This window comes from Pseudomonas sp. 3296, assembly GCF_031456615.1.
Taxonomy (GTDB): Bacteria; Pseudomonadota; Gammaproteobacteria; order Pseudomonadales; family Pseudomonadaceae; genus Aquipseudomonas; species Aquipseudomonas mucoides.
Genome location: NZ_JAVDUY010000006.1, coordinates 337,418 through 363,449, shown reverse-complemented (window position 1 = coordinate 363,449; position 26,032 = coordinate 337,418). Strand labels below are relative to the sequence as shown.

Genomic DNA, 26,032 nt, shown 5'->3' with positions numbered 1-26,032 from the left:
CGGTCACTGCTTCGGCGGTTCAGCCGGTTTCGGTGCCGGGTTTTCGAAGATGTTCAGGCGCTCGCGAAGCTCATGGGCCGGCAGCGGTTCTTTGTCCGCCGGCAAGGCGTTCGGATCGACTGGCTTGGCCGGCACTTCGCCCGGGCCGCCCTGCCCTTGTGCCGCGGGGGCTGGCGCCGGCTCTGGCGCGGGCTCTGCACCTTGCGAACCTTCGATAGCCTTTTGCGCTTTCTTGGTCAGCACCACAATGTCGATGCGGCGGTTGACCGGATTGAACGGGTTCTCGCGGTCGAACAGTGCCGAGGAGGCATAACCGACCACCCGCGCGACCTGTTGATCCGGATAGCTGCCGGCGACCAACGCACGGCGAGCGGCGTTGGCACGGTTGGCCGAGAGCTCCCAGTTGCCGAAATCGCCGGTGCCCGAATACGGCTTGGCATCGGTGTGGCCGCTGATGCTGATCTTGTTCGGCACCGCTTTGATGGTGTCGGCCATGGCCAGCAGGATGTCTTCGAAGTACGGTTTCAGACGCGCACTGCCGGAGTCGAACATCGGGCGGTTTTCGGCGTCCATGATCTGGATGCGCAAACCGTCCTGGGTGATCTCGAAGAGAATCTGGTCCTTGAATTTCTGCAGCTGCGGATTTTCGTCAACCTTGTTCTGCAATTCTTGCAGCAACAGTTCCAGGCGTTCCTTCTCGACCTGCTCGGCCATGCCTTCAACCTGTTCGGTGTCGACGGTGACCCGGTCTGGCTGCGGCTGGGACTTCACCTCAGGGTTGAGGGTTTTCTCCGGCGCCAGAGTCGGGGAGCCGCCCAGATCGATAATGAACGGCGTGCCACTTTCGGTAAAGCCGACCGGGTCTTTGAAGTAACCGGCGATGGCGATCTTCTGTTCCGGGGTGGCGGTGGACAGCAACCACAGCACCAGGAAGAACGCCATCATCGCCGTCGCGAAATCCGCGAAGGCGATTTTCCAGGAGCCCCCGTGATGCCCGCCCGCGTACTTTTTGACGCGTTTGATAATTATCGGCTGGTTATTTTCCATGATTTAGCGACCGCGAACCGCTTGTTCCAGCTCAGCGAAGCTAGGACGGTGCGCCGGGTACAGAACCTTGCGACCGAATTCCACGGCCAGCGATGGCGGCATGCCGGACGCCGAAGCCACCAGCGAAGCCTTGATGGCCTCGTAGACGTTCAGTTCTTCCTTGGCATCGTGGGCCAGGGCATGGGCCAGCGGGCCAAAGAAACCGTACGCCGCGAGAATACCGAAGAAGGTACCGACCAATGCCGCACCTACGTGCACGCCAATCATTTTCTGATCACTTTCACCCAGGGAGGCCATGGTCACCACGATACCCAGTACCGCCGCGACGATACCGAAGCCCGGCATGGCGTCAGCGATGCCGTTCACCGCGTGGGACGGGTGATCGAGGTCTTCCTTGAGGCTGGTCAGTTCCATGTCGAACAGGCCTTCCAGCTCATGGGGAGCCATGTTGCCGGAGGACATGATGCGCAGGTAATCGCAGATGTACGCGGTCATGCGGTCATCTTTGAGCACCGCCGGGTACTTGGCGAAAATCGGGCTCGCGGCAGCATCTTCGATGTCGCCTTCGATGGCCATCATGCCTTCGCGGCGGCTCTTGTTGAGGATCTCGTAAATCAGCCCCAGCACTTCAAGGTAAAAGGTGTGGTTGAAGCGCGAGCTGAACATCCCGAAGGCTTTCTTCAGAACGTTTTTGACCATGTGGCCAGGGTTGGCTTGCAGGAATGCGCCAAAGGCTGCACCACCGATAATCATCACCTCGAAAGGCTGGATAAGGGCAGCAATCTTGCCGTGGGAGAGCACGTACCCGCCGAGCACGCTCGCGAATACGACAATGATGCCGAGAATTTTAGCCATAGGTAGGAGAGCACTTACTGAGTCGGGTTCAAGGTCATATTCGGAGGTCGAAAAATCTCTTCTTCTCCTTATCGGCAAAACTGCGCCAGACTATAGCCCGTTCAAGCGAAAAGCTAATTTAGCCTACTCCGGGCATAGGTAATGCAGACGAAGATTGCGTCCAACCATGGCTAACCAGACGAACATTCCCACTCAAAAACCGACCACTCTAGAAGGCTGGGTCAAGCTTCTCGATGGCGTGCGCCTGCCGGTTCCGCAAGACAGCCATGACCGTGTCTGCAGGGCTATCGCCGATAACCGCAGCTCGCTGCGTGATATCGCCGAACTGATGCAAGACAGCCCGGCCCTGGCCTTGAGCATCATTCGTGAAGCCAACCGTCATACCCACGGCAGCATGACCGAGCCTGCGGAAAACCTGGAAGTGGCGATCAATCGCCTCGGCTTGAAACGCACCGAAGAACTGCTCGCCCGCCTCCCCGCCGAACCCCAAATGCAAATCCCGCTTGCCTTGCGCCAGTTGCAATTGATCAGCCAACACGCGACGCAACAGGCCAATGGTTTTTTTGCCAGTCGCCTGGCGCGGCTGTGGCAGGACATACATTGGGGCAGTCTGCTGTTGCTCTCGCCGCTGTGGCCGATGGCGTTGACCTATCCGCAATTGCTCGAGGAATGGGAACTGCGGGTCATCCATAAAGGCGAGTCGGCGCGCAAGGTCGAAAAACAGTTGTTCGGCGTGCGCCTGCTGGATATTTGCCAGGCCCTGGTGACCATCTGGCGCCTGCCGATCTGGGTAGAACAGGGTTATCGCTTGCTGCTGACCGAACAGCGAGAACTGGTCAAAGTGCTGCGCATTGCCCGCGACAGTGATCATCCCTTGCGCCAGCAAAACCGCCTCGATGATGATCCGACCCTGCGCCGCTGGCTCAATCAGCCGGCCAATACCGTGTTGCTGGCCAACGGTCTGGCGCTGTCGGCCCAACAGGCGTGGGACAGTCCGCACAGCGAGCGCTGGCAATACCTGACCAGCCTTTACCTGCAAATACCCATGGCCGAGGTGCAGCAGCAATTGCACCAACAGGCCGCCAACAGCGCCCGACTGCATGCCATGCCGGACCTCTGGCACCCCGCTGTTTCGCTGCTCTGGCCGTGGGGCATGCACCGGGTCCACGCCGCCTTGCTGCCGGCCCCGGCGCCGACCACCGAAGACCTGGTGAAGTGGCGCAGCCAATGCGCCGAGTTGCTGGTGGAGCCAAGCCCCTTCACCAACGCGATGCACTTGACCACCTCCGCCCGGGACGCTCTGGTCGCGTGCGGCATGCGTCGCGTCATGATCTTGATGGCTGATCGCACGCACGCCAATCTGCGGGTGCATCAGACCGCCGGTTTGCCAGCAGAAGCGGTCGGGCTGAATTTCGCGGTGAGCCAAAGCTCCGTGCTGCAACGTTTGCTCTCGCAACAGGCCCAAGTGCGCCTGACACCGGCCAACACCACGCAGTTCTCGGCGCTGTTGCCTGGCAACCTGCGCGCGCAGTTCCGTGGCGAACACTTGATCCTGCGCTCACTGGTCAACAATGGTCGGGTGATCATGGTGGTAGTGGCGGATCAGGGCGGCGGGCCGTTCTCGGAAATCACCGTGCAAGCCTTCGGCAAAACCGCGCAGTGCATTGAGAAAGCCTTGAACACCTTTAGCCACCGCGGCCAATGACGCTGCGCTACAATCCTCCCTTTTGTGCCCTGGAGACCTCACATGTCTGACTTCTCTGGCTTGCCGCTGGTGATCGAGCCGAGCGACTTGCTCCCTCGCCTCGAGGCCCGCAATCTGATTCTGGTGGACCTGACCAGCAGTGCCCGCTATGCCGAAGGGCATATTCCCGGTGCGCGTTTTGTCGATCCGAAACGCACGCAACTCGGTCAGGCGCCGGCACCGGGGCTGATGCCGCCGCAAGCGGCACTTGAAGCGCTGTTCGGCGAGTTGGGCCACAACCCCGATGCGGTGTACGTAGTGTATGACGACGAAGGCGGCGGTTGGGCCGGGCGTTTTATCTGGCTGCTGGACGTCATCGGTCACCGTAAATATCACTACGTCGACGGCGGTCTGACGGCCTGGCTGGCAGAAGGCATGCCGATGTCGATCCAGATTCCGGCCGCCGTTGGCGGCCCGGTGAAATTGACCCTGCACGACGAACCCACCGCGACCCGCGAGTACCTGCAAAGCCGTCTCGGCGCCGCCGACCTGGCGATCTGGGACGCGCGCGGGCCGCTGGAGTACTCCGGCGAGAAAGTGCTGGCGGCCAAGGCCGGGCACATTCCGGGCGCCGTCAATTTCGAGTGGACTGCCGGCATGGATAAGGCGCGCAACCTGCGCATCCGCACAGACATGCCGCAGATCCTCGAACAGCTAGGGATCAGCAAAGACAAAGAAGTCATTACCCACTGCCAGACTCACCACCGTTCTGGCTTCACTTATCTGGTGGCCAAATCCCTCGGTTATCCGCGGGTCAAAGGCTACGCCGGTTCCTGGGGCGAATGGGGCAACCACCCCGACACCCCCGTAGAGATTTAAGGTTTAAGGACAGTTAATGAACAAGCGTCTGTTTATCCTCAGCCAATACCTGCTGCCCCATCACTTGCTCTCGCGACTGGCCGGCTGCATTGCCGAATGCCGCGTGCGCTGGTTCAAGAACGCCTTTACCGCCTGGTTCGCCAAGCGTTATCAGGTGGACATGTCCCAGGCGCTGGTCGAAGACCTGACTGCCTACGAACACTTCAACGCGTTCTTCACCCGCGCCTTGAAGGACGGCGCTCGTCCGCTGGACGAAACCCCGGGGGCGATCCTCAGCCCGGCCGATGGCGCAGTCAGCCAGCTCGGTCCGATCGAACACGGTCGCGTGTTCCAGGCCAAGGGCCACAGCTTCAGCGTGCTGGAGTTGCTGGGCGGTGACGCGGCCAACGCCGCGCCGTTCATGGGCGGTGATTTCGCGACTATCTACCTGTCGCCGAAGGACTACCACCGCGTGCACATGCCGCTGGCCGGCACCTTGCGCGAGATGGTCTACATCCCGGGCCGGATTTTCTCGGTCAACCAGACCACTGCCGAAAACGTGCCGGAGCTGTTTGCCCGCAACGAGCGTGTGGCGTGCATTTTCGACACCGAGCGCGGGCCGATGGCCGTGGTGCTGGTGGGCGCGATGATCGTTGCGTCGATCGAAACCGTCTGGGCCGGGCTGGTCACGCCGCCGAAACGCGAGCTGAAAACCTTCCGCTACGACGAAGCCGCGCGCGCACCGATCCATCTGGAGAAAGGTGCGGAACTGGGTCGCTTCAAACTGGGTTCGACCGCTGTTGTGCTGTTCGGGCCAGACCAGGTCAAATGGGCCGAAGAACTGACGGCCGGCTCGCCGGTGCAGATGGGCCAGGGCATGGGTTTGCCAAAGGCCTGATCCGCTGATCCGCCCTTTCGAGCGACTTCGACAGGGCGGATACCTTTCGGTGGGGACCGCTCTGGTTGTCCCGCGCTGATGGACATAGCTGCTACAGTCAGGTCATTCACTGCCCATTGACCGGCTGGAGTTTTTCCACGGCATGAATGAGACCAGTCCCCACCTGCTGCTTAGCGCCCCGCTCCCCGGGCAATTGCGCCTGACGTTCTGCGAAGCCACCCCACGCGACCTCAAGCGCTGGATCGCCGCCCTGCCCAAAGCCAACATCGGCGAAACCGCCCGCCAGCTCTATCAAGCCCTGGGCGAACTCAACCAACTGCTGACCCCAAGCGCCAATCGCCTGCCCATGCTCGAACTGCTCAGGCCCGAGGTGTATTACGTCTGCAGACACCTGGAGCGGCATTTCCTGCACCAGGCGATTGTTCTCGACGAGCGTTCGCGCAAGATCGCCAACCTCTGCCAGGCCCTGCAAGGTCAATTGGCGATTGGCTACAAACAGATCGTCATCCGAATCACGCCTCGTTTCAGCAAAGACCGTGCGCCACTGCTGGCGCAAGCGTTGCAACGGGCACTCCATTGCCTGAACGGTCAGTTGATCCGCGCCACTCAGCTCTACTGCCCGGTGCCGGACGGTGTGTGGCTGGAATTGCATCAGTTGTACCGGATCGGCTGCGAACATCGGTTGCAACACCTGAGCCTGCGCGATGAACTGGCCAGCCAGACGCACTCCCTGAGCATCGAACAGACTTACGCCGTCGCCCTGCTGCTGGGTGCGTCTCGCTGCAATCAATTGCGCCAGAACCCGATCGCCCGCCTCGCCGAAGCGCTGGAAGCCTGGAGTCATTGGGTCAAACTACCAGCTGATGGATTGTTCGCCGTCGCGCCGGACCTCGACACTGGCCCGCGTTATCGCGCCAAGTTTCGGGCCGAGCAGCAGGCCCGTTTACTGGGGTTTGATCCGCAGCCACTGGTCGACGCCATCGAAACGCACTTGCAAGGCAATAAAGACGCCTTGCCCGTACCCACGGGGCTTAGCGTGGACACGCTGCAGCACCTGCACGCCGCCTGGGGCCAAGCGGCCGAGCGCAGTTTTCAGCGAACGGCCGGTCAAGGTACGTTGACCCTGTGCGTGGGGATGAGCGCACTGCACTTCTATCTCGGCGGGCAGCGCTCATTCAGCGACCTGTTGAAAAACCCTGGCCACCGGCCCGCGCAGTTTTCGGCAATGCCGGCGGCCAGTCGGGGCAGTGACCCCTGGCATCAGGCGTTCGATGCCGCGTCACAGGGCACTGCCGACGCCTTATTGCCCTACGAAGAAATTGAATACCCGCAACTGCAAAACGACGACAGCAAAGAGGCCGACAGCAACCGGCATTTTCCGACCTATGCCCTGCCCGTCATCAATCACAGCCCCGGCGGTTATTGCCTGGCTTGGCCCAACGCGGTTCCCGCCGAGCTACAGGCCGGGGAAATGGTCGGGATTGAGGATTCAGTCAATAAAGGCTGGAGCGTTGCGGTCGTGCGCTGGATTCGCCAAGTGCGCGGCGGCGGTACGCAGATGGGCATCGAGCTGGTCGCGCCCTTCGCCGAGCCGTGCGGTCTGCAATTGGTGCGCAACCGGGATGACCACAGCCAGTACTTGCGCGGATTGTTGCTACCGCAGATCAGTGCCATCGACCTGCCCGCCACCGTGCTCGCTCCGCGCTTGCCGTTTCAGGAAGGCAGCAAGGTGCTGATCAACACCAACGGCCAGGAACGCCGGGCCGGGCTGGATCGGCGAGTGGCGAGCACCAACAGTTTTAATCAGTTTGCTTATCGGTCGCTGGAAGCGGGCAGAAACGACAACGCCGCGGGGAGCGGCGTTGAGGAGATGTTTGATTCGTTGTGGCCTTCGCTGTAAGTGTGGCCTGAAAGACCGCGATGGAGGCCGGTTCAGACCGTGAAGACCTCAGAGCTGCCCGTCACGATCCCGGAAACCCAACAGGTACAGCACGCCATCCAGCCCAAGCGTAGAAATCGCCTGCTTCGCCGACTGTTTCACCAACGGCTTGGCCCGGAACGCCACGCCCAATCCGGCAATCGCCAGCATCGGCAGATCGTTGGCGCCGTCGCCGACCGCGATGGTCTGCTCCAGACGCAAACCTTCCTTATGCGCCAGCTCACGCAGCAGATCCGCTTTGCGCTGCGCATCGACAATCGGCTCGACCGCCACACCGGTCACCTTGCCGTCGACCACTTCCAGTTCGTTGGCAAACACATAGTCAATGCCCAACTTGGCCTGCAATTGCTTGGCAAAGTAGGTAAAGCCACCTGACAGAATGGCGGTCTTGTAGCCCAGGCGCTTGAGCTCGGCGAACAGGGTTTCGGCACCTTCGGTCAGGCGCAGGGACGCGCCAATCGAATCCAGCACGCTGACGTCCAGGCCTTTGAGCAGCGCCAGGCGCTCTTTGAAGCTTGCGCGAAAATCCAGCTCGCCGGCCATCGCCCGCTCGGTGATTTCAGACACCTGATCGCCTACGCCGGCGGCCTTGGCCAGTTCGTCGATGACTTCGGCTTCGATCAGGGTCGAGTCCATGTCGAACACCGCCAGACGACGGTTACGACGGAACAGCGAATCTTCCTGGAAGGCGATGTCGACGTTCAGTTCCTGCGCAACACTGAGGAACTCGGCCCGCAGCGCCTGCGGATCGGCCGCTTCGCCACGCACGGAAAACTCGATGCAGCCCTTGCCCTTGTCGGCCGGGGTGTCCAGCGGCATGCGCCCGGACAAGCGATCGATGTGATCGATGTTCAGGCCATATTTGGCGGTGATCGAGCTCACGGCCTGCAATTGCCCGGCAGTCACTTTGCGGGTCAATAGCGTCACGATGTGGCGCTTTTTACCCTGATTGCCGACCCACTGCTGGTAATCCTCTTCGGACACCGGTGTGAAACGCACCTGTTGATCGAGCTCGTAGCCCTTGAACAGGATGTCCTTGAGCACCGACTTGCCTTGCTCGGTATCCGGAATTTCAACCAGGATGCCGAACGACAGGGTGTCGTGGATCACCGCCTGACCGATGTCGAGAATGTTCACACCACCCTGGGCCAGAACGCCGGTAATGGCCGCAGTCAGACCCGGACGGTCGACTCCCGTGATGTTTATCAGGACGATTTCGCGCAAGGCGCACCCCCGCAAGTGGAAAAAAACCGCATTCTACCCACTTTCAGTGACCATCGGGCACCGTGAGCGCTTTGCCGGTCTAGGGCCTGTCGCTATACTGCGCGTCAACTTCACGGACAAAAGAGCCGAGCTCAAGTGAACCGGCCCACGCCAGTAAAAACCGATAACTTCTTTCTGCTGATCTTCCGGGCACTGCGCCATCGCCGTGTACCGATTGCATTGCGCATCGCCAGCCATAACGTGATCCTGGTCGCTCTGGCCCTGGTGATCTACGCCTGCGTGATGGGTTTGCAGTTCAAGCAGGCCATGCACGAGCAGGCCGATGCGCTGGGCGAAAGCCTGACCACGCAGACCGCCACGTCCGCCACGGAGCTGCTGGTGTCCAACGACATCCTCAGCCTCAACGTGCTGCTCAACAATCTGACCAAGAATAAACTGGTGGCCCACGCCGCCATTTATAGCGTGGATAACCGTATCCTCGCCGAAGCCGGTCAGCGCCCCAAGCACAGCCTGTTGGGCGAAGCCGAGGGCATGTACCAGAGCAAGATCACGTTCCAGGACGTGACCGCCGGGCAACTGCGCATCAGCCTGGACATGGATCAGTTCCAGCAGCCGATGACCATCAGCCTGCAAAGCATGGGCATTTTGAGTGCGATTCTGCTGGCCCTGTCCCTGGCCTTGAGCCTGCGCCTGGGTCGGCACATCTCCACGCCGCTTCTGCAATTGCGCGTGTGGCTGCGCAATATCGACGAATACACCCCGGCCACCGAGCGCCAGGATGAAATCGGCGACCTTGCCCGTCAGCTGCACGCCAATTTCGCACCAGAGCCGGCCGAACCCGAGCCAGCGCCAGAACCCGAGTACGACGAGGGCGATTACGAAGACGCGGACGATAACGAACCGACCTTCGAAGTGCGCAACCTGCGTGACCCGAGTTTTGACGAAACCAAGCCTGTGGCAGCCCTCAAACCGGCGCCACGGCACATTGTCAGCACCGCTGAAGACGATGACGACGATGCGTTTGCCGATCTGCGTGACGAGTCGGTCGACAGCGCGCCGAAACCGGCCGCAAAACCGGTGATCTCGAACGTGCCGCAACACAGTGCGGTCCTGGCCGTGCAACTGGGCGCCCAGGATCAACTGCGTCGCCTGCCTCGCACACGCCTGGAAGAATTGCTGAAACGCTATCGCGACTGCCTCGATCAGGCCGCTTCGCTCTACCAGAGCGAACTGCATACCCTGAACGATGGCAGCACGCTGATGCTGTTCCACACCGAAGACAGCGGCGACGATTACCTGACCAACGCCATCTGCTGCGGTGAGCTGCTGCGAGCGCTGGGCCATCAGTTGCAGATTGAAGTCGCGGACAGCGGCATCACCCTGCAATTGCAGCTGGGTCTGACGCTGGGTGAGGAGTTGTTCGGCATGAGTCAGATCGACTTGCTGCTGACCGAGTCCGCCCAGGACGCCCTGGCCCTGTCGCAACACAGCCGCAACCTGCTGCTGGTGGAACGCAAGATCAGTGACGATGCGCTGATCCGCCAGCGCGCACGGATTCGTCCGATTGCCAGCCCTGAGGGCGCTTGCTGTGTGGAGCGGCTGATGGAGCCTTATCCGTCGATGCTGGAGCGACAGTTGGCGCGGATGCATGAGCGTCGGGCGTAAGCACTAGCCCCCGCTGTAAAGAAGCCCGCAGATGAGTGATTGTCTGCGGGTTTTTTGTTGCCTGTTCTGGCCTCATCGCGAGCAAACTCGCTCCTACGGTCCCGTGCAAACCAGAGATCAAGGTATTCCTGTAGGAGCGAGGCTTGCCCGCGATGAGGCCGCCAGCAGCGCCATAGACCTTCCACTCCGCAGAAACAACAAAGCCCGCACCAGGCGGGCTTTGCTTTGGATCAGTCCAGGCTTAGAACCTGAACACTTCCATATCCGTCCGGATCGGTGACGCCATCGGGATCTTAGGTTGTTTCTCTTGCTCTGTCGCCGGCGCCACTTGCTTGGCCGCCGGTTTCTTTGGCGCTTCAGCAATCGGTGGCTGGTTAGCCAATGGCTTCAACGCCACCGACAGTTGCTCTGCCAGACGCTGCAACAACACACCCTGAGCCTGAACCTGCGCCGCTGTGCCGCCCGCGTGCTGTTCCTGCAAATGAATGATGCGGTTATCGCGAACCTGGCCACGACGATCAATCAAACGCCATTGCGCATCGAGGATTGCCGGTTGCGACTCACCGGAGTCCAGCCGAGTAATCGTCAGCAGCACCTGAACATCCGGCGTGAAACCAAGGGTCGCTGGCGCCAGCACAACACGCTGACTGTCCAGGCGACCGGCTACCTGACGCAGCAACAACTGATCGATGTCCGAAGACAAGCTCCCGGCCCAACGACCGTCGGTCGACGCCTGAAGGCTGCCATCGGGCTGACGCTGCAACAGGGTTTCACGTTGCAGGTAATCAGCGACGGTTACCGGGCCCAACAATACGGCCATGCCCGCGCTTTGCGCAGGCGCAACCGGACTTCCGCTGTCCAGTTGATACAACGACACCGGCTGGTGAACGCTGCAACCCGCCAGGCCTAAAACGCCAGCGAGCATCAAAATAAAAGGAAGGCGCAGAGCAGTCATCGTCCCATCCAGGTGGCCGCCACAAGGCTGACCACAGTGAAAATACTCAATAAATATGAAGAACGCTCGGCCACGCCGGCGCTTGAAAGGCCATATCATCCGTGAATATGCGTTCCGACTCCAGCGCCAATGCGTCGATCTACGCGTTAAATCGTAGATCGAGCGCTCTAGGACGCTTAATTGAGGTTTTCGACGAGCAGCGCATCAACCCGCTGGAAGCCACGTGGCAATTTGTTACCACGACGACCACGCTCACCTTTGTAGTGTTCGAGGTCGTCTGCTTTCAGTGACAAGGTACGTTTCCCGGCCTGCAACACCAAAGTGGCACCCTCCGGCAGCACGGCGATGTCCGTGACATATTCTTCGCGATTGGCCACACGTTCACCGGTGATGCCGATGATCTTGTTGCCTTTGCCCTTACCTAATTGTGGCAGGTCGCTGATCTTGAAGATCAGCAGGCGACCTTCGGTCGTGACCGAGGCCAGCCAGTTGCTCTCACGATCGGCGACCGGGCGCGGAAGAATGACTTTCGAATTGCTCGGCAGGCTCAGTAACGCCTTGCCGGCCTTGTTCTTGGCCTGGAAGTCTTCACCTTTGACCACGAAGCCATACCCGGCGTCGGACGCGATCACGTACAGCGAATCGTCTTCCGGCATCAGCACGCATTCGAAGCTCGCGCCTGGCGGCGGCGTCAGACGACCGGTCAGCGGTTCGCCCTGACCACGGGCCGATGGCAACGTGTGCGCCGCCACCGAGTAACTGCGCCCGGTGGAGTCGATAAACACCGCAAACTGGTTGGAGCGCCCGGCCGCCAGGGCCTTGAAGCCGTCCCCGGCCTTGTAGGAAAGCCCGGTGGCGTCGATTTCGTGACCTTTGGCCGAACGGACCCAGCCTTTTTCCGACAGCACGACCGTCACTTTCTCGTTCGGCAGCAGGTCGTGCTCGGTCAGGGCCTTGGCCTCGGCGCGCTCGACAATCGGCGAACGACGGTCGTCGCCATAGGTTTCGGCGTCCTTGATCAGCTCGGTACGCACCAGTTTTTTCAGCTTGGCTTCGCTGCTCAGCAGCGCTTGCAGCTTGGCTTGTTCCTTGAGCAGCTCATCTTGCTCGGCACGCAGCTTCATCTCTTCCAGTCGCGCCAACTGACGCAAACGGGTGTCGAGGATGTAATCGGCCTGAATTTCGCTCAGGGCGAAACGCGCGATCAGGGCGGCTTTTGGATGCTCCTCGGTTCGGATGATGTGAATCACTTCATCCAGGTTGAGGTAGGCAATCAACAAACCGTCCAACAGGTGCAGGCGACGCTCGACCTTATCGAGGCGGAATTGCAGGCGGCGACGCACGGTCTGCACCCGGAATTCCAGCCACTCGACCAGCAGCGCCCGCAGGTTTTTCAGCTGTGGCTTGCCGTCCAGGCCAATGATGTTGATGTTGACGCGGTAGCTCGACTCCAGCTCGGTGCTGGCGAACAGGTGCGTCATCAGTGCATCGTGGTCAAAGTTTTTGCGCGCGCCGGGAATGATCACGATGCGGCACGGGTTTTCGTGGTCGGACTCGTCGCGCAGGTCAGCGATCTGCGGGGCCTTGGACGGCTTGGCCTGCATCATCGCGGCGATCTGTTCCAGCACCTTGGCACCGGAGACCTGGTGCGGCAGCGCGGTGACGATGATGTCGCCGTCTTCGATGTGGTACACGGCGCGCATACGCACCGAGCCTTTGCCGGTCTCGTACATTTTCAGCAGGTCGGCGCGCGGGGTGATGATTTCCGCTTCGGTCGGGTAATCCGGGCCCTGGATGTGTTCACAGAGCTGTTCGACCGTGGCTTTGGGCTCATCGAGCAAACGCACACACGCCGTCGCGACTTCGCGCAGGTTGTGCGGCGGCACGTCGGTGGCCATGCCCACGGCGATGCCGGTGGTGCCGTTGAGCAGAATGTTGGGCAAACGTGCCGGCAACACCAGCGGTTCGTCGAGGGTGCCGTCGAAGTTCGGGCCCCAGTCCGCTGTGCCCTGACCCAATTCGCTGAGCAGCACTTCGGAGTAACGCGACAACCGCGCTTCGGTGTAACGCATGGCGGCGAAGGACTTGGGATCGTCCGGCGCACCCCAGTTACCCTGACCGTCGACCAGCGTGTAGCGGTAGCTGAACGGCTGGGCCATCAGGACCATGGCTTCGTAGCAGGCCGAGTCGCCGTGCGGGTGGAACTTGCCGAGCACGTCACCGACGGTACGCGCCGATTTCTTGTGCTTGGAATCGGCGTCCAGCCCCAACTCGCTCATCGCGTAGATGATGCGTCGCTGTACCGGTTTCAGGCCGTCGCCGATATGCGGCAAGGCACGGTCCATGATCACGTACATGGAGTAGTTGAGGTAGGCATTTTCGGTGAAGTCAGCCAGTGACCGGCGTTCTACACCGTCCAGGCTGAGATCAAGGGAGTCGCTCATGCGGGCCTCATCGGTTCGTTGTCTGGCGCAGCAGCATGGTGCCACCGCGCTGGGTAAATTCAAGTTTGTTCAGTGCGCTCATGCCGAGCAGCACCTGCTTACCTTCCAGGCCAGGGGCCACCAGCGCGCGAACATCACGCAACACAATGTCGCCCAGTTGCAGCCGGTCGATGCGGGTTCGATAGCCCTCGCTCAGACCGTTGGCCGTGCTCAGGGTCACCCCAAAGCCTTGTTCAAGCTTCAATCCCTCGGCCACACTGGCCGGAATCGACACATCCGTCGCCCCGGTATCGAGCATGAAATCCACCGGGTGGCCGTTGATCGCGCCGCTGGCGACAAAATGCCCCTGGCCATTGCTGACCAGTTTCACTTCGACAAACCCGTCGCCCTGCTCGGAACTGACCACCCCATTCGGGTTTTGCTGCCGCTCCTCCCACTGGCCGAAAAACCGCGTAGCCAGGAACAGCGCGGCGCACCAGGCCAGTACCATCAACACACGACCGGCGCGCTTGCCCGGCGGTTGTTGACTCACGGCTTGGCGCTCCAGCCACCTTCAGGCGCGGCGAAGCGCCAGACGACCGGGCGAACTTCACCATCGGTACGGGGCCCGAAATTGTTGTCGACGCCAATCCAGGCACCGTCAGCGTCAATGATCAATGCCTCTTCCAGACCATAGTTCTGCGAATAACGGCGATTATCCTGCAACAACTCGGCCGCATACGACCAGCAGCGTTCGACTTTGGCCGTCTGCGCGTCGCGGCGACAGATCTGATAGGCATTGCGTTCAAGGGTAAACAACTTGCCTTCGAACAAAGACACGTCGGAGAAGTCGCGGTTGACCGGTCTGGCGTGGGGGAACTGCCGCGGCTGCATTTCCATGCCCGCTTCGCTCAGCAGCACACAGCCACCGTCGCAATCCCATACGGTCTGTTTGCGCTTGATCGTCAACAAGCCGCGGCTTTGACGCTCGGCCGCGAGCCACATTTGATCGCCGGCAGGGTTGATCGCGATGCCTTCGAAGATGGCATTGAAGTGCTGGAGCAATCCTCGGGCGCGTGCTTCACGAACCATCATCGGCGTGATTTTCAACCAGGATGCCGGCCCCGTCAGTGGCACTTGCAACACCGCTGCATGGCCTTCACTGACAAGGTAGCGATTGCCGGCGCTGTCGCAGGTAATACCTTCGAAATCCAGATCGCCGCCGCGCACGAACGAGGCACCCCAAACGCGGGACTTCAAGCCCCAGGGCAAGCCGCTGTCCGGCACCGGCGGTGCATCAATGTGCAGGGTTTCGGCCTGCCAGACGGTTTCGCTGGTATCGAGACGATAGATCTGGTCGTCGTCACGGTCAGAAACTGTCCACAGATCGTTGCCGCACTGGGCAAGCCCAGACAGGTTGCCGCCGCGCATGCCATCGACGGGATGCTCGGAGACCACACGCAATTCTGGTGCCGGTTCAGCAACGGCCAGAACCGGGGTCAGAAGTAACGCACACGCCAGGGCAAAGCCAAGCCGCATCAACCAAGAACCTCGGCCAGGTTGCCCTTGGATTCCAGCCAGGACTTGCGGTCACCGGCACGTTTCTTCGCCAGCAGCATGTCCATCATTTCCGAGGTCGCAGCGAAATCGTCCAGGGTTAACTGCACCAGACGCCGGGTGTTCGGGTCCATGGTGGTTTCGCGCAGCTGCGGCGGGTTCATTTCACCCAGGCCTTTGAATCGGGTGACCTGCGGCTTGCCGCGTTTCTTCTCGGCGACCAGACGATCGAGAATGCCATCGCGCTCGGCTTCGTCCAGGGCGTAGTAAATCTCCTTGCCCAAGTCGATGCGGTACAGCGGCGGCATCGCGACGTAGACGTGACCGGCATCCACCAACGGGCGGAAGTGCTGGACGAACAACGCGCACAGCAGCGTGGCAATGTGCAGACCGTCGGAGTCGGCGTCGGCGAGGATGCAGATCTTGCCGTAACGCAGCTGGCTCATGTCCGCCGCACCCGGATCGACACCGATGGCCACGGCGATGTTGTGCACTTCCTGGCTGGCCAGCACTTCGCTGCCGTCGACTTCCCAGGTGTTCAGAATCTTGCCGCGCAACGGCAGGATCGCTTGAAACTCTTTGTCCCGTGCTTGCTTGGCGGAACCGCCGGCGGAATCACCTTCCACCAGGAACAGCTCGGAACGCATCGGGTCCTGCCCGGCGCAATCGGCGAGTTTGCCCGGCAGCGCCGGCCCTGCGGTGATGCGCTTGCGCTCGACCTTCTTGCTCGCCTTGAGGCGGCGGCCGGCGTTGTTGATCGCCAATTCCGCCAGGAGCATGCCGGTTTCCGGGTTGGCGTTGAGCCACAGGCTGAACGCGTCCTTGACCACACCGGAAACAAACGCCGCCGCTTCACGCGACGACAAACGCTCTTTGGTCTGGCCGGAGAATTGCGGCTCCTGCATTTTCATCGACAGGACGAAGGCGATGCGTTCCCAGACGTCTTCCGGCGCCAGCTTCACGCCGCGTGGCAGCAGGCTGCGGAACTCACAGAATTCGCGCATCGCATCGAGCAAACCCTGACGCAAACCGTTGACGTGTGTACCACCCTGGGCCGTCGGGATCAGGTTGACGTAGCTTTCCTGAACCGCGTCGCCCCCTTCCGGCAGCCACAACAGCGCCCAGTCGACCGCTTCTTTATTACCGGCCAGGCTGCCGCAGAACGGCTCGTCCGGCAGGCGTTCGAATTCGCTGACGGCGTCGACCAGATAGGAACGCAGGCCGTCTTCGTAATGCCACTCGACTTTCTCGCCGGTGGCTTTGTCTTCAAAACTGACCAGCAGCCCCGGGCAGAGAACGGCCTTGGCCTTGAGCACGTGCTTGAGGCGGCTGATGGAGAATTTCGGCGAATCGAAGTACTTCGGGTCCGGCGCAAAGAACACGCTGGTGCCGGTGTTGCGCTTGCCGACGGTGCCGACCACTTCCAGTTCGGTTTTCTTGTAACCGTCGGCGAACGTCATCTGGTATTCGTTGCCGTCACGCTTGACGCGCACCCGGACTTCGGTCGACAAGGCGTTGACCACGGAAATACCCACCCCGTGCAGACCGCCGGAGAACTGGTAGTTCTTGTTGGAAAACTTGCCGCCCGCATGGAGCTTGGTGAGGATCAGTTCGACCCCGGACACGCCCTCTTCCGGGTGAATGTCCACCGGCATGCCACGGCCGTCATCGCTGACTTCCAGGGAGTGATCGGCGTGCAGGATGACCTGCACCGAAGTCGCATGCCCGGCCAAGGCTTCGTCGACGCTGTTGTCGATGACTTCCTGGGCGAGGTGGTTCGGCCGACTGGTGTCGGTGTACATGCCGGGGCGTTTACGCACCGGGTCGAGGCCCGAGAGGACTTCGATGGCGTCTGCGTTATAAGAGCTAGCGCTGGGAGTGGCCATGGGGTCTCGTCGTCCGCCTGTAAAAAGAGTGTTCGTTTAATAAGGGGCGAGGGTTCACAGTGCAGTGAAGTCGATCGCCTGATACAAATCTGCGCCGATGCCGGCAAAACTCAGCATCGCCGGCAATTGCGCAGCGAAACCCTGGAAACCATGGTCGCCACCGGCCTGGATGCGCAAGGCACAGGCCCGGTAATACTGCTGGGCGAGGCGATAGTCCAGCGTTTCGTCACCGGTCTGCAACCACACCTGATACCGCTGCGGGTCCCGGGGCGCCGGCACTTCCAGTTCGGCCAAAGCTGTCACGTGGTCGTGGGTCAATTCCCAGGCTTCATCGGTATACAGGTTTTTCTGCGTTCCCAGGTACCCGTCGAACATCCGGTGCGGACTGACGGCCGGGTTGATCAGCAAAGCCTTGAGGCCATGACGCTCGGCCAAGTGAGTCGCATAGTAGCCGCCGAGTGAGCTGCCGACCAGCAGTGGCCGCCCCAGCGCTTCAATCGCCTGCTCCAGCTGACCGATGGCCTCGCGCGGGTGGTGATGCAAAGCCGGAACGCGCAGTTGATCGCTCAGGCCGAGTCGGTCCATCACCTGCATCAACTGCGTAGCCTTTTTCGACGAAGGCGCGCTGTTGAAACCGTGGATATAAAGGATCGAACCTGACATTTGAGCTCCCTGTGCGTCGGGTAAAGAGGCGCAGTTTACAGGGAGTCGGGGGGATCGGGGATATCCTTGGAATTCGTGGTGCCTTTGAGGGCGCCATCGCGAGCAGGCTCACGCCTACAGGGGTATGCATTCCAATGCAGGACTGAGCCTGCTCACGATGGCCGCCCCCGGTCTTACTGAATACTCAATAGCCGTTAGAGCCGTAATCAACCTCAAAATCAAACCCGGTGACTCGTTCCACCCCGGTTTCAATCTGCCCATCCGGCAACAACCGCAACCAGCGATACCCCGGCGCCTGCTCCCCGACTTTGAAATCATCGCTGCCCGGCTCGAACTGAATGCAGGTCGACGGCGAGGCGATCAAACGAACGCCATTACGCAGTTGATCAATCTCCTGATGCACATGCCCCCACAAAACCGCCCGCACCTGCGGAAAACGATCCAGCACTGCAAACAGCGCCTCAGGATTGCGCAAGCCGATCGGCTCCATCCAGGCACAGCCAATCGACACCGGGTGATGGTGAAAACATACTAGATGATGCCGCTCCGGCGCCTCGCTCAGCGATCGAACCAACAGCTGCAACTGCTCATCCTGCAAGTACCCCGGCACCGAACCCGGCACGGCGGAATCAAGCAAGGTGACTCGCCAGTTGCCGACATCCACCACCGGTTCCAGCAATGCGCTCTGCACCGCGGCCTCGGCCATGATCTGTGGCTCATCGTGATTGCCGGGAATCCAGCGCGCCGGCGTATCGAGTTGCCCGGTCAGGTCGCGAAACTGTTGGTAGGACTCCAGCGTCCCGTCCTGAGACAGGTCGCCACTGGCAATGATCAGATCGATATTCGGCTGCTGAAGCTGCACCAGTTCGATGACTTTTTGCAGGCTGTCCCGCGTGTTCATACCCAGCAACGTCCCGTCCGCTTCGGCGAACAGGTGGCTGTCGGAGAGTTGCACCAGCAACGCCGGATCGGCGGTGGTCAATGTGGATACGCTCGGCAAGGCGTTCTCCCAGGGCAGAATCACGGGGGTGGATAGGTGCCGCAATTATGCTGGGGGACGCTCAAAAGGGGAAACCTGTGAACCTGACGCAGTTCACAACTACCGCACAACGGCGTACTCGTGGCCGCACGCCAGGCAATGGCTCAGCCACTCACCCAGAAACATATTCAGCTGAGCCTTTTCGTCCGGCTGGTGCATCGAGGCGTTGGGATAAGGATAGATGCCACGAAATCGCCGCGCATGTTCAGCGCTGACCACTTCGGCCATGCAGGCGTCGTGGTAGACCTGCACTTCCAGCTGCGGAATCGGCAGCCACGGCAGGCTGTGCTCCTGGCGCACTTGCAGGGTCGTGGTGTACGGACAGACCTGCAACACTTCCAGCGCCAGCACGCCGAGCATCTGCTCGCCATGCGTCACGGCAATGCGTCGCGCCGCCGGCTCGTCGCGCATGTCCGGCAGCAGTCGCATCAAGCGCGCGTAGTTCGCCTCGCAGGAAGCTTGCAGCCCCGCAAGGTCGACACGATAGCGATCGCGCAGCTTGTTTACGACCATAACCCCCTCACTTCAGCGCGGTTTAAAGCTAACCATTGCAAGGCAATGATGCTGGCCGCGTTGGCAATTCGTCCGTCGCGCACGGCTTGCAAGGCATCTTCTAACGCCCAGACCGTGACGCGGATATCTTCAGCTTCTTCCTCCAGCCCATGCAGGCCGCCAACCCCGGTAGAATCGCAACGCCCCAGGAACAGGTGCACGAACTCATTGCTGCCGCCCGGCGACGGGAAATATTTGATCATCGGCCAGAGCGCCCCGAACACAAGTCCAGCTTCCTCCTGCCCTTCGCGGTGAGCAACTTCTTCCGGCACTTCTTCCTTGTCGATCAGACCAGCGACCAGCTCGATCAGCCAAGGGTTGTCGGTCTTGCCCATGGCGCCGACGCGAAACTGCTCGATCAGCACCACTTCGTCACGCTGCGGATCGTAAGGCAACACACACACGGCGTCGTGGCGCACGAACACTTCACGATTGATTTCACGACTCATGCCACCCGCGAACAACTCGTGGCGCAAGTGCACACGGTGGAGCTTGTAAAAGCCCTCGTAGCACATTTCGCGCCGAACGATATCAACGGTGGTCGGAATGGCGTTGGCAAAATCAGTCATGACAATCCTCTTTACTGCAAATCCGTTACGAGGCTCCTTTTTGTTACCTGCAACCTCGACTTCGCGCCATCCTAACGCGCCTGCGACATTTGATGCAGCCCCTTTCCCGTCAGCGGGATAGACGGTGAGGGCGAAACCAACTCTAATTAGCTTAGTGGCGAACTGACTGCTTCGTTGAGAGTCGAAGCGGATAACTTTTTGCCTTTCCCTGTTTTACAAAGGACGCCCATGTCGCTTTTTAAAATCGCCTCCGTGGCCGCAATCGCCCTGACGCTGGGCGCCTGCCAGAGTCTGTTTCAGCCCAACTACCGGGCGCCGCTGGAAACTACCCGCGACGCTACCGAAACCCTGAAACCGGGTTGCAGCACACCCGATTGTCCGCTGGTGAACATCGATACATTGCGCTTCCCCGCCGAACCGCAGCTGGACGGCATCGTCGAAAAACGCCTGCTGCAAATGACCCGCACCACACCGGACGCCCCGGTGGCGCCGACGCTGACGGCCTATCGCGATGAGTTTTTGCGCACCGCCGGGCCGCGCTACAGCAGTTACCTGCAAGCCAAGGTACGTGAGCAGCATGACGGCTTGGTGATCGTCGAATTTTCCAGCTACCTGGACACCGGCGGCGCTCATGGCACACCGGGCCGCAGCTTTATCAACTATTCACGCCAGCAGCACAAAGTGCTGACGCTGTCGGACATGTTGGTGCCGGGTCAGGAAGAAGCGTTCTGGAAGGCGGCGCAAGTGGCGCACAACAGCTGGCTGATCAGCACCAAGCTCGATCAGGAACCGGAGTTCGTGAAGAGCTGGCCGTTCCAGAAAACCCAGAACGTGGCGCTGACCTACGGTGGGGTGATCCTCAAGTACGAAACCAGCACCATCGCGCCATACGCGCTGGGCCATGTCGAACTGAAGATCCCCTACCCTCGCCTGAATGGCATCATCAAGCCCGAGCTGTTTCCCGGCCGTAACTGAAAGCCCGGCCCAGCACCAGCTGCAGCAGCCCTGCCAGAATCAACGACGGCAGGGTTGCGCCGATGTCCGGATACAGATTGGCCAGCAAGTGATAGGTGCTCACCCCGCCCAACCAGGCGAGCAACGCCGGCCAGCGCAATGCGGCTGACGCCACCTGAGCCGAACGCTTGCGCAGAATGAAGTGATCCACCAGCACCACGCCGAACAGCGGCGCAAACACCGAACCGATCAACAGCAGGAAGTTCTGGTACTGGGCCAATGGCGCCAGGCAAGCGATCAGCGTGCAAATCACGCCGATGGCCAACGCCAGATGCTCGACTTTCAAGCGCAACAGAATCCCGCTGGAAACGGCCGCCGAGTGAATGTCGGCGAAGGCGTTTTCCGACTCGTCCAACAGGATCAGCAACAGCGGAATGCCCAGGCCTGCACCCGCTAGCGCCAGCAACAAGGCATTCACTTCACCGCTCGGTGCGAACGCCAGGGTGTAGGCCACGCCCAAGCTCATCAGCCAGAAATTACCGATAAAGAAGCCCAGCGCGGTGCCGCCGAAGACGTTTTTCGCACGCTTGCCGAAACGCGAGTAGTCGGCAATCAGCGGCAGCCACGACAGCGGCATCGCGATAGCAATGTCGAAGCCGACGGCGAACGGCATCGAACCATCACCGGCCTGCGCCCACAAGGCAGCCAGATCGGCTTTGGCGAACAGGTTCCAGGTCAGCCAGATGCACGCGGCCAGCAACAGCCAGATGCCCCACTTGCGCAGGATCTGCCGCACGAATGTCAGAGGACCGCTGACGGCCAGCAAGGTCGCCAGACCACCAAAGACAATGGTCCAGAGCAGCGGATTCGACAGCAGGCTGCCTTCGCTGAACGCCCGCGCGCCGAGCAGGCTGGCGGCATCACGCATGACGATGATTTCGAACGAGCCCCAACCGATCAGTTGCAGCAGGTTCAACACGGCCGGCAGGCTGGCGCCACGTTTGCCGAGGCTGAGTTTGAGCGCGGCCATCGACGACAGGCCGGTGTCACTGCCGATCACGCCGACGGCGGCCAGCAGCAGAACGCCGACCAGGGTGCCGAGGAAGATCGCCAGCAGGGAGCCGGACAGGCCCAGGCCTGGCGCAAGCAAGGCGCCGGTCTGCAGCACCATCAGGCCGATGCCGAGGGAGAACCACAGGGAAAACAGATCACGACCGCCGAAGACGCGTTTGTCGGTTGGCACGGCGATGCCGGGGGAATACGTACTCGGTTGAATGCTCAAGGGTGTTATCTCAGAGGGACATTTGTTGTTGTGTAGATCGCTATCGCCAGCAGGCTGGCTCCCACAGGGGACGTGTTAACACCACAAAACCACTGTGGGAGCCAGTCTGCTGGCGATGGGGCCTGTACAGGCCCCACCTTATTCAGGTCAGATCAAACCTTCTTGTACAGCTGGCTGCCTTCCTGCTTGAACCGTTCAGCCTGTTCCGCCAATCCCTGGGCGACCTCGGCATCCACGGTTTCGATCCGCTGGTTGGCCGCGTACTCACGGACTTCCTGGGTGATCTTCATCGAGCAGAATTTCGGCCCGCACATGGAGCAGAAGTGCGCGACCTTGGCCGAATCCTTCGGCAGGGTTTCGTCGTGATACGAACGCGCGGTGTCCGGATCCAGACCCAGGTTGAACTGGTCTTCCCAACGGAATTCGAACCGTGCCTTGCTCAAGGCATTGTCGCGAATCTGCGCGCCCGGATGCCCCTTCGCCAGATCGGCGGCATGCGCGGCGATCTTGTAGGTGATGATCCCGGTCTTCACGTCATCCTTGTTCGGCAGACCCAGGTGTTCCTTCGGCGTCACGTAGCAGAGCATCGCGCAACCAAACCAGCCGATCATCGCCGCACCGATGCCGGAGGTGATGTGGTCATAACCCGGTGCGATGTCGGTGGTCAGTGGGCCGAGGGTGTAGAACGGCGCCTCGTCACAGCACTCGAGTTGCTTGTCCATGTTCTCTTTGATCAACTGCATCGGCACATGGCCCGGGCCTTCGATCATGCACTGCACGTCGTGCTTCCAGGCGATCTTGGTCAGCTCGCCGAGGGTTTCCAGCTCACCGAATTGTGCGGCGTCATTGGCGTCGGCAATCGAGCCCGGACGCAGGCCATCGCCCAGCGAGAAGCTGACATCGTAGGCCTTCATGATTTCGCAGATGTCTTCGAAATGGGTGTAGAGGAAGTTTTCCTTGTGGTGCGCCAGGCACCACTTGGCCATGATCGAACCGCCACGGGAAACGATACCGGTCACGCGTTTGGCGGTCAGCGGCACGTAGCGCAGCAACACGCCAGCGTGGATGGTGAAGTAGTCGACGCCCTGCTCAGCCTGTTCGATCAGCGTGTCGCGGAACAACTCCCAGGTCAGGTCTTCGGCGGCGCCGCCGACTTTTTCCAGGGCCTGATAAATCGGCACCGTACCGATCGGCACCGGCGAGTTGCGGATGATCCACTCACGGGTTTCGTGAATGTGTTTGCCCGTGGACAAGTCCATGACCGTGTCCGAACCCCAGCGAATGCCCCAGGTCAGTTTCGCCACTTCTTCTTCGATGGACGAACCCAGTGCGCTGTTGCCGATGTTGCCGTTGATCTTCACCAGGAAGTTACGGCCGATGATCATCGGTTCCAGTTCGGTGTGGTTGATGTTGGCCGGAATGATCGCGCGACCACGGGCGATTTCGTCACGGACGAATTCGGGGGTGATGATTTTCGGCACGCTGGCGCCGAAGCTGTGGCCGGCGTGTTGCTGGTCCAGCAGGCCGGCGGCGCGGGCCACTTCCAGCTTCATGTTTTCGCGGATGGCGACGTATTCCATCTCGGCGGTGATGATGCCTTGGCGGGCATAGTGCATCTGGCTGACGTTGGCCCCGGCCTTGGCGCGGCGCGGGTTGTTGACATGGGCGAAGCGCAGTTTGGTCAGCTCGGCATCGGCGAGGCGTTCCTGGCCGAAATTGGAACTCAGGCCCGGCAGGCGTTCAGTATCGCCACGGGACTCGATCCACGCAGAACGCACATCGGCCAGGCCTTTGCGCACGTCGATGATGACATTGGGGTCGGTGTACGGACCCGAGGTGTCGTACACCACCACCGGGGCATTGATCTCGCCGCCAAAGTCGGTCGGCGTTACATCCAGGCTGATTTCGCGCATGGGCACGAGGATGTCGGGGCGCGAGCCCTGGACATAGATTTTTTGCGAGCGGGTAAACGGTTGAACCGACTGTTGATCGACTTGGGCCGAATCACTCAGGTTCATCGTATTTTTTGGTTTTATCGTCATCACGGGCTCTCCAGACAGCATCCAGGCAGTGGAATTTTGTCGGAGCGAACCTGTAACGAATGGACGCGACCAATCAGCAATAACAAAGCTGTTGGTGCTGTGCTCAGTGCTCGAGGGGTGTTCGATTGTCGAACAACATCCCGGACGAAGCACAAGAGGACTCGCCGGGTGACGAGAAATCTTGTTCCCTACGCAGGCGCTAACCTGATCAGGTTCAACGGGATCCGAAATTATTCGATCTCAGCCTCATAGCAAGGCACCCCGACAAGAACCCGGCCAGTCTAGACACAACTGTCAAAGAACGCCAACACCGCGCAAACACCTCGATGAATGGCAGATTCAGGATTGTTGCCGCCCGATTGCACAACTACACTCGCTACGCCAAGCCATGCATTGACGTGGTACGTGCTGCGCCTTACCTTGGCGCTCAAATTACTTGTGTAATATTAATTCTAGGGAACGCCTATGCTGCGCAAACTTTCACTGGCCCTTGCCGTGTCTTGTGCGTCTTATGGAACGGGCTGGGCAGCAGAAGCGCCCTTATCGACCAAGAACGACCTGGTCAGCGTTTACCAGGAAGCAAAGGCCAACAACGCCGACCTCGCGGCGGCCATCGCGCAGTATGGCGCGCAGAAAGAAGTCGTGCCTCAGGCCCGCGCCGGCCTGCTGCCCAACCTGTCGGGCGGGGCCGAAGTGGCCAACGTGCGCACCGCGATCGACCAGCCTTCGGCGACGGCCAATCGCAGTGCAAATTCGTATCAGGCCACCCTGGCGCAGCCGCTGTTCCGTGCTGATCGCTGGTTCCAGTTCCAGGCCGCCAAGGACGTCAACGAACAGGCGGCCCTGCAACTCTCGGCCACCGAGCAAAACCTGATCCTGCAATCGGCTCAAAGCTACTTCAACGTGCTGCGCACTCAGGACAACCTGGCGTCGACCAAGGCTGAAGAAGCCGCATTCAAACGCCAGCTAGACCAGGCCAACGAGCGTTTCGACGTCGGCCTGTCGGACAAGACCGACGTGCTCAACTCACAAGCCAGCTACGACACCGCACGCGCCAACCGGATCGTTGCGCAACGCCAGGTCGATGACGCGTTTGAAGCGCTGATCACCCTGACCAACCGGCAGTACAAATCAATCTGGGGCGTCAGCCATCAATTGCCGATCCTGGCTCCGACACCGAACGATGCCAAAGCCTGGGTCGATACGGCGGCCCGGCAGAACCTGAATCTGCTGGCCAGCAACTATGCGGTCAGTGCCGCCGAAGAAACCCTCAAGCAGCGTAAGTCCGGTCACTTGCCGACTCTGGACGCGGTGGCGAAATACGAAAAAGGCGACAACGACGCACTGGGCTTCAGCAACCCGAGCGCCTTTGGTCAACCGTACAGTGGCAACGTCGAGCAAACGACGGTGGGCCTGCAGCTGAACATCCCGATCTACAGCGGCGGCCTGACCACCTCGCAGGTGCGTCAATCCTATGCACAGCTGGATCAGACCGAACAACAACGCGAATCCCTGCGTCGACAAATCGTCGAAAACACCCGCGACCTGCATCGCGCGGTGAACACCGATGTCGAACAGGTGCAAGCGCGCAAGCAGTCGATCATCTCCAACCAGAGTGCGGTGGAAGCGACCGAAATCGGTTATCAGGTGGGGACACGCAACATCGTCGATGTGCTGGATGCGCAGCGCTCCCTGTACAACTCGGTGCGCGACTACAACAACACCCGCTACGACTACATCCTCGACAACCTGAAATTGAAACAACAGGCCGGCACGTTGAACCCGGGAGATCTCGAAGACTTGAAGCGCTTCCTCAAGGCCGACTACAACCCCGACAAGGACTTCCTGCCACCCGATTTGGCCAAGGCGGCGGAACAGCAACTCAAGTCAAGACCACCCACCCAGTAATGCTTGCGGCGAGGGGGCATGCCCCCTCGCGA

At 60.6% G+C, this 26,032-nt stretch carries 21 protein-coding genes and 1 riboswitch; of the genes, 7 read left to right on the top strand and 14 right to left on the bottom strand.

What is annotated here, in order from left to right:
* Nucleotides 1-3: 3 nt before the first annotated feature.
* Both motB and motA read right to left on the bottom strand, forming a co-directional pair.
* A complete protein-coding gene (motB, locus tag J2X66_RS18350) occupies nucleotides 4-1,047 on the bottom strand; it encodes a flagellar motor protein MotB (protein ID WP_310266828.1) in 1,044 nt (347 codons plus the stop codon).
* Nucleotides 1,048-1,050: 3 nt separating this feature from the next.
* Entirely contained in the window at nucleotides 1,051-1,902 is an 852-nt protein-coding gene (motA, locus tag J2X66_RS18345; RefSeq protein ID WP_027921997.1) for a flagellar motor stator protein MotA, read from the bottom strand.
* Nucleotides 1,903-2,068: 166 nt separating this feature from the next.
* Here motA and J2X66_RS18340 point away from each other — a divergent pair, with 166 nt between their 5' ends.
* The 4 genes from J2X66_RS18340 to J2X66_RS18325 all read left to right on the top strand — a co-directional run bounded on the left by J2X66_RS18340 (nucleotide 2,069) and on the right by J2X66_RS18325 (nucleotide 7,242).
* Nucleotides 2,069-3,607, top strand: coding sequence for an HDOD domain-containing protein (locus J2X66_RS18340; protein ID WP_310266826.1), 1,539 nt, complete (start codon nucleotides 2,069-2,071; stop codon nucleotides 3,605-3,607).
* A 42-nt stretch (nucleotides 3,608-3,649) separates the two neighbouring features.
* Entirely contained in the window at nucleotides 3,650-4,465 is an 816-nt protein-coding gene (locus J2X66_RS18335; protein ID WP_310266824.1) for a rhodanese-like domain-containing protein, read from the top strand.
* A 16-nt stretch (nucleotides 4,466-4,481) separates the two neighbouring features.
* Nucleotides 4,482-5,342: an archaetidylserine decarboxylase gene (gene asd / locus J2X66_RS18330; RefSeq protein ID WP_310266821.1), complete on the top strand. Its 861-nt coding sequence runs from the start codon at nucleotides 4,482-4,484 to the stop codon at nucleotides 5,340-5,342.
* A gap of 142 nt (nucleotides 5,343-5,484) precedes the next feature.
* Entirely contained in the window at nucleotides 5,485-7,242 is a 1,758-nt protein-coding gene (locus J2X66_RS18325; protein WP_310266820.1) for a molecular chaperone, read from the top strand.
* 48 nt (nucleotides 7,243-7,290) lie between these two features.
* On the opposite strand, the gene serB is transcribed toward J2X66_RS18325, so the two are convergent.
* Entirely contained in the window at nucleotides 7,291-8,505 is a 1,215-nt protein-coding gene (serB, locus tag J2X66_RS18320) for a phosphoserine phosphatase SerB (protein ID WP_027922002.1), read from the bottom strand.
* A 135-nt stretch (nucleotides 8,506-8,640) separates the two neighbouring features.
* On the opposite strand from serB, the gene J2X66_RS18315 reads away from it, so the two are divergent.
* A complete protein-coding gene (locus J2X66_RS18315; protein ID WP_310266817.1) occupies nucleotides 8,641-10,170 on the top strand; it encodes an AhpA/YtjB family protein in 1,530 nt (509 codons plus the stop codon).
* A gap of 241 nt (nucleotides 10,171-10,411) precedes the next feature.
* Here J2X66_RS18315 and J2X66_RS18310 read toward each other — a convergent pair whose 3' ends face one another.
* From J2X66_RS18310 to J2X66_RS18270, 9 genes are all read right to left on the bottom strand, one after another.
* A complete protein-coding gene (locus J2X66_RS18310) occupies nucleotides 10,412-11,125 on the bottom strand; it encodes an ABC-type transport auxiliary lipoprotein family protein (RefSeq protein WP_310266815.1) in 714 nt (237 codons plus the stop codon).
* Between the two features lie 176 nt (nucleotides 11,126-11,301).
* On the bottom strand, nucleotides 11,302-13,569 hold the full coding sequence (gene parC / locus J2X66_RS18305; protein ID WP_027922005.1) for a DNA topoisomerase IV subunit A: 2,268 nt from the start codon (nucleotides 13,567-13,569) through the stop codon (nucleotides 11,302-11,304).
* A 7-nt stretch (nucleotides 13,570-13,576) separates the two neighbouring features.
* Entirely contained in the window at nucleotides 13,577-14,101 is a 525-nt protein-coding gene (locus J2X66_RS18300) for a TIGR02281 family clan AA aspartic protease (RefSeq protein WP_310266813.1), read from the bottom strand.
* The gene (locus J2X66_RS18295) at nucleotides 14,098-15,087 is read right to left on the bottom strand and encodes an esterase-like activity of phytase family protein (protein WP_310266810.1); all 990 of its coding nucleotides are present in this window, start codon (nucleotides 15,085-15,087) and stop codon (nucleotides 14,098-14,100) included. The genes J2X66_RS18300 and J2X66_RS18295 overlap by 4 nt, the downstream gene beginning before the upstream one ends.
* Nucleotides 15,087-16,991 (bottom strand): DNA topoisomerase IV subunit B, encoded by a 1,905-nt coding sequence (parE, locus tag J2X66_RS18290; RefSeq protein ID WP_059181733.1) that lies wholly within the window; start codon nucleotides 16,989-16,991, stop codon nucleotides 15,087-15,089. The genes J2X66_RS18295 and parE overlap by 1 nt, the downstream gene beginning before the upstream one ends.
* A gap of 54 nt (nucleotides 16,992-17,045) precedes the next feature.
* The gene (locus J2X66_RS18285) at nucleotides 17,046-17,654 is read right to left on the bottom strand and encodes a YqiA/YcfP family alpha/beta fold hydrolase (protein ID WP_059181734.1); all 609 of its coding nucleotides are present in this window, start codon (nucleotides 17,652-17,654) and stop codon (nucleotides 17,046-17,048) included.
* 184 nt (nucleotides 17,655-17,838) lie between these two features.
* Entirely contained in the window at nucleotides 17,839-18,654 is an 816-nt protein-coding gene (gene cpdA, locus J2X66_RS18280; RefSeq protein ID WP_310266804.1) for a 3',5'-cyclic-AMP phosphodiesterase, read from the bottom strand.
* Nucleotides 18,655-18,753: 99 nt separating this feature from the next.
* The gene (locus J2X66_RS18275; RefSeq protein WP_027922011.1) at nucleotides 18,754-19,206 is read right to left on the bottom strand and encodes a DUF1249 domain-containing protein; all 453 of its coding nucleotides are present in this window, start codon (nucleotides 19,204-19,206) and stop codon (nucleotides 18,754-18,756) included.
* The gene (locus tag J2X66_RS18270) at nucleotides 19,197-19,814 is read right to left on the bottom strand and encodes an NUDIX domain-containing protein (protein WP_027922012.1); all 618 of its coding nucleotides are present in this window, start codon (nucleotides 19,812-19,814) and stop codon (nucleotides 19,197-19,199) included. The genes J2X66_RS18275 and J2X66_RS18270 overlap by 10 nt, the downstream gene beginning before the upstream one ends.
* A 228-nt stretch (nucleotides 19,815-20,042) precedes the next feature.
* On the opposite strand from J2X66_RS18270, the gene J2X66_RS18265 reads away from it, so the two are divergent.
* Nucleotides 20,043-20,789, top strand: a complete 747-nt coding sequence (locus tag J2X66_RS18265; RefSeq protein WP_310266802.1) for an RsiV family protein — start codon at nucleotides 20,043-20,045, stop codon at nucleotides 20,787-20,789.
* On the opposite strand, the gene cytX is transcribed toward J2X66_RS18265, so the two are convergent.
* Nucleotides 20,758-22,050 carry a putative hydroxymethylpyrimidine transporter CytX gene (gene cytX / locus J2X66_RS18260; protein WP_027922014.1) on the bottom strand — a complete coding sequence of 431 codons (1,293 nt, stop codon included), beginning with the start codon at nucleotides 22,048-22,050 and terminating at the stop codon, nucleotides 20,758-20,760. The two genes, J2X66_RS18265 and cytX, sit on opposite strands and share 32 nt — an antisense overlap.
* A 152-nt stretch (nucleotides 22,051-22,202) precedes the next feature.
* Nucleotides 22,203-24,092, bottom strand: coding sequence for a phosphomethylpyrimidine synthase ThiC (gene thiC, locus J2X66_RS18255; RefSeq protein WP_007946989.1), 1,890 nt, complete (start codon nucleotides 24,090-24,092; stop codon nucleotides 22,203-22,205).
* Between the two features lie 168 nt (nucleotides 24,093-24,260).
* Nucleotides 24,261-24,366, bottom strand: a riboswitch (TPP riboswitch).
* A 191-nt stretch (nucleotides 24,367-24,557) separates the two neighbouring features.
* On the opposite strand from thiC, the gene J2X66_RS18250 reads away from it, so the two are divergent.
* Nucleotides 24,558-26,000 (top strand): TolC family outer membrane protein, encoded by a 1,443-nt coding sequence (locus J2X66_RS18250; RefSeq protein ID WP_310266799.1) that lies wholly within the window; start codon nucleotides 24,558-24,560, stop codon nucleotides 25,998-26,000.
* The last annotated feature ends 32 nt before the right edge of the window (nucleotides 26,001-26,032 follow it).

Coding starts and splice junctions, on each gene's coding strand:
- motB (WP_310266828.1), bottom strand. CDS start 1,047: ATGGAAAATAACCAGCCGATAATTATCAAACGCGTCAAAAAGTACGCG.
- motA (WP_027921997.1), bottom strand. CDS start 1,902: ATGGCTAAAATTCTCGGCATCATTGTCGTATTCGCGAGCGTGCTCGGC.
- J2X66_RS18340 (WP_310266826.1), top strand. CDS start 2,069: ATGGCTAACCAGACGAACATTCCCACTCAAAAACCGACCACTCTAGAA.
- J2X66_RS18335 (WP_310266824.1), top strand. CDS start 3,650: ATGTCTGACTTCTCTGGCTTGCCGCTGGTGATCGAGCCGAGCGACTTG.
- asd (WP_310266821.1), top strand. CDS start 4,482: ATGAACAAGCGTCTGTTTATCCTCAGCCAATACCTGCTGCCCCATCAC.
- J2X66_RS18325 (WP_310266820.1), top strand. CDS start 5,485: ATGAATGAGACCAGTCCCCACCTGCTGCTTAGCGCCCCGCTCCCCGGG.
- J2X66_RS18310 (WP_310266815.1), bottom strand. CDS start 11,125: ATGACTGCTCTGCGCCTTCCTTTTATTTTGATGCTCGCTGGCGTTTTA.
- parC (WP_027922005.1), bottom strand. CDS start 13,569: ATGAGCGACTCCCTTGATCTCAGCCTGGACGGTGTAGAACGCCGGTCA.
- J2X66_RS18295 (WP_310266810.1), bottom strand. CDS start 15,087: ATGCGGCTTGGCTTTGCCCTGGCGTGTGCGTTACTTCTGACCCCGGTT.
- parE (WP_059181733.1), bottom strand. CDS start 16,991: ATGGCCACTCCCAGCGCTAGCTCTTATAACGCAGACGCCATCGAAGTC.
- J2X66_RS18285 (WP_059181734.1), bottom strand. CDS start 17,654: ATGTCAGGTTCGATCCTTTATATCCACGGTTTCAACAGCGCGCCTTCG.
- J2X66_RS18275 (WP_027922011.1), bottom strand. CDS start 19,206: ATGGTCGTAAACAAGCTGCGCGATCGCTATCGTGTCGACCTTGCGGGG.
- J2X66_RS18270 (WP_027922012.1), bottom strand. CDS start 19,814: ATGACTGATTTTGCCAACGCCATTCCGACCACCGTTGATATCGTTCGG.
- J2X66_RS18265 (WP_310266802.1), top strand. CDS start 20,043: ATGTCGCTTTTTAAAATCGCCTCCGTGGCCGCAATCGCCCTGACGCTG.
- thiC (WP_007946989.1), bottom strand. CDS start 24,092: ATGACGATAAAACCAAAAAATACGATGAACCTGAGTGATTCGGCCCAA.
- J2X66_RS18250 (WP_310266799.1), top strand. CDS start 24,558: ATGCTGCGCAAACTTTCACTGGCCCTTGCCGTGTCTTGTGCGTCTTAT.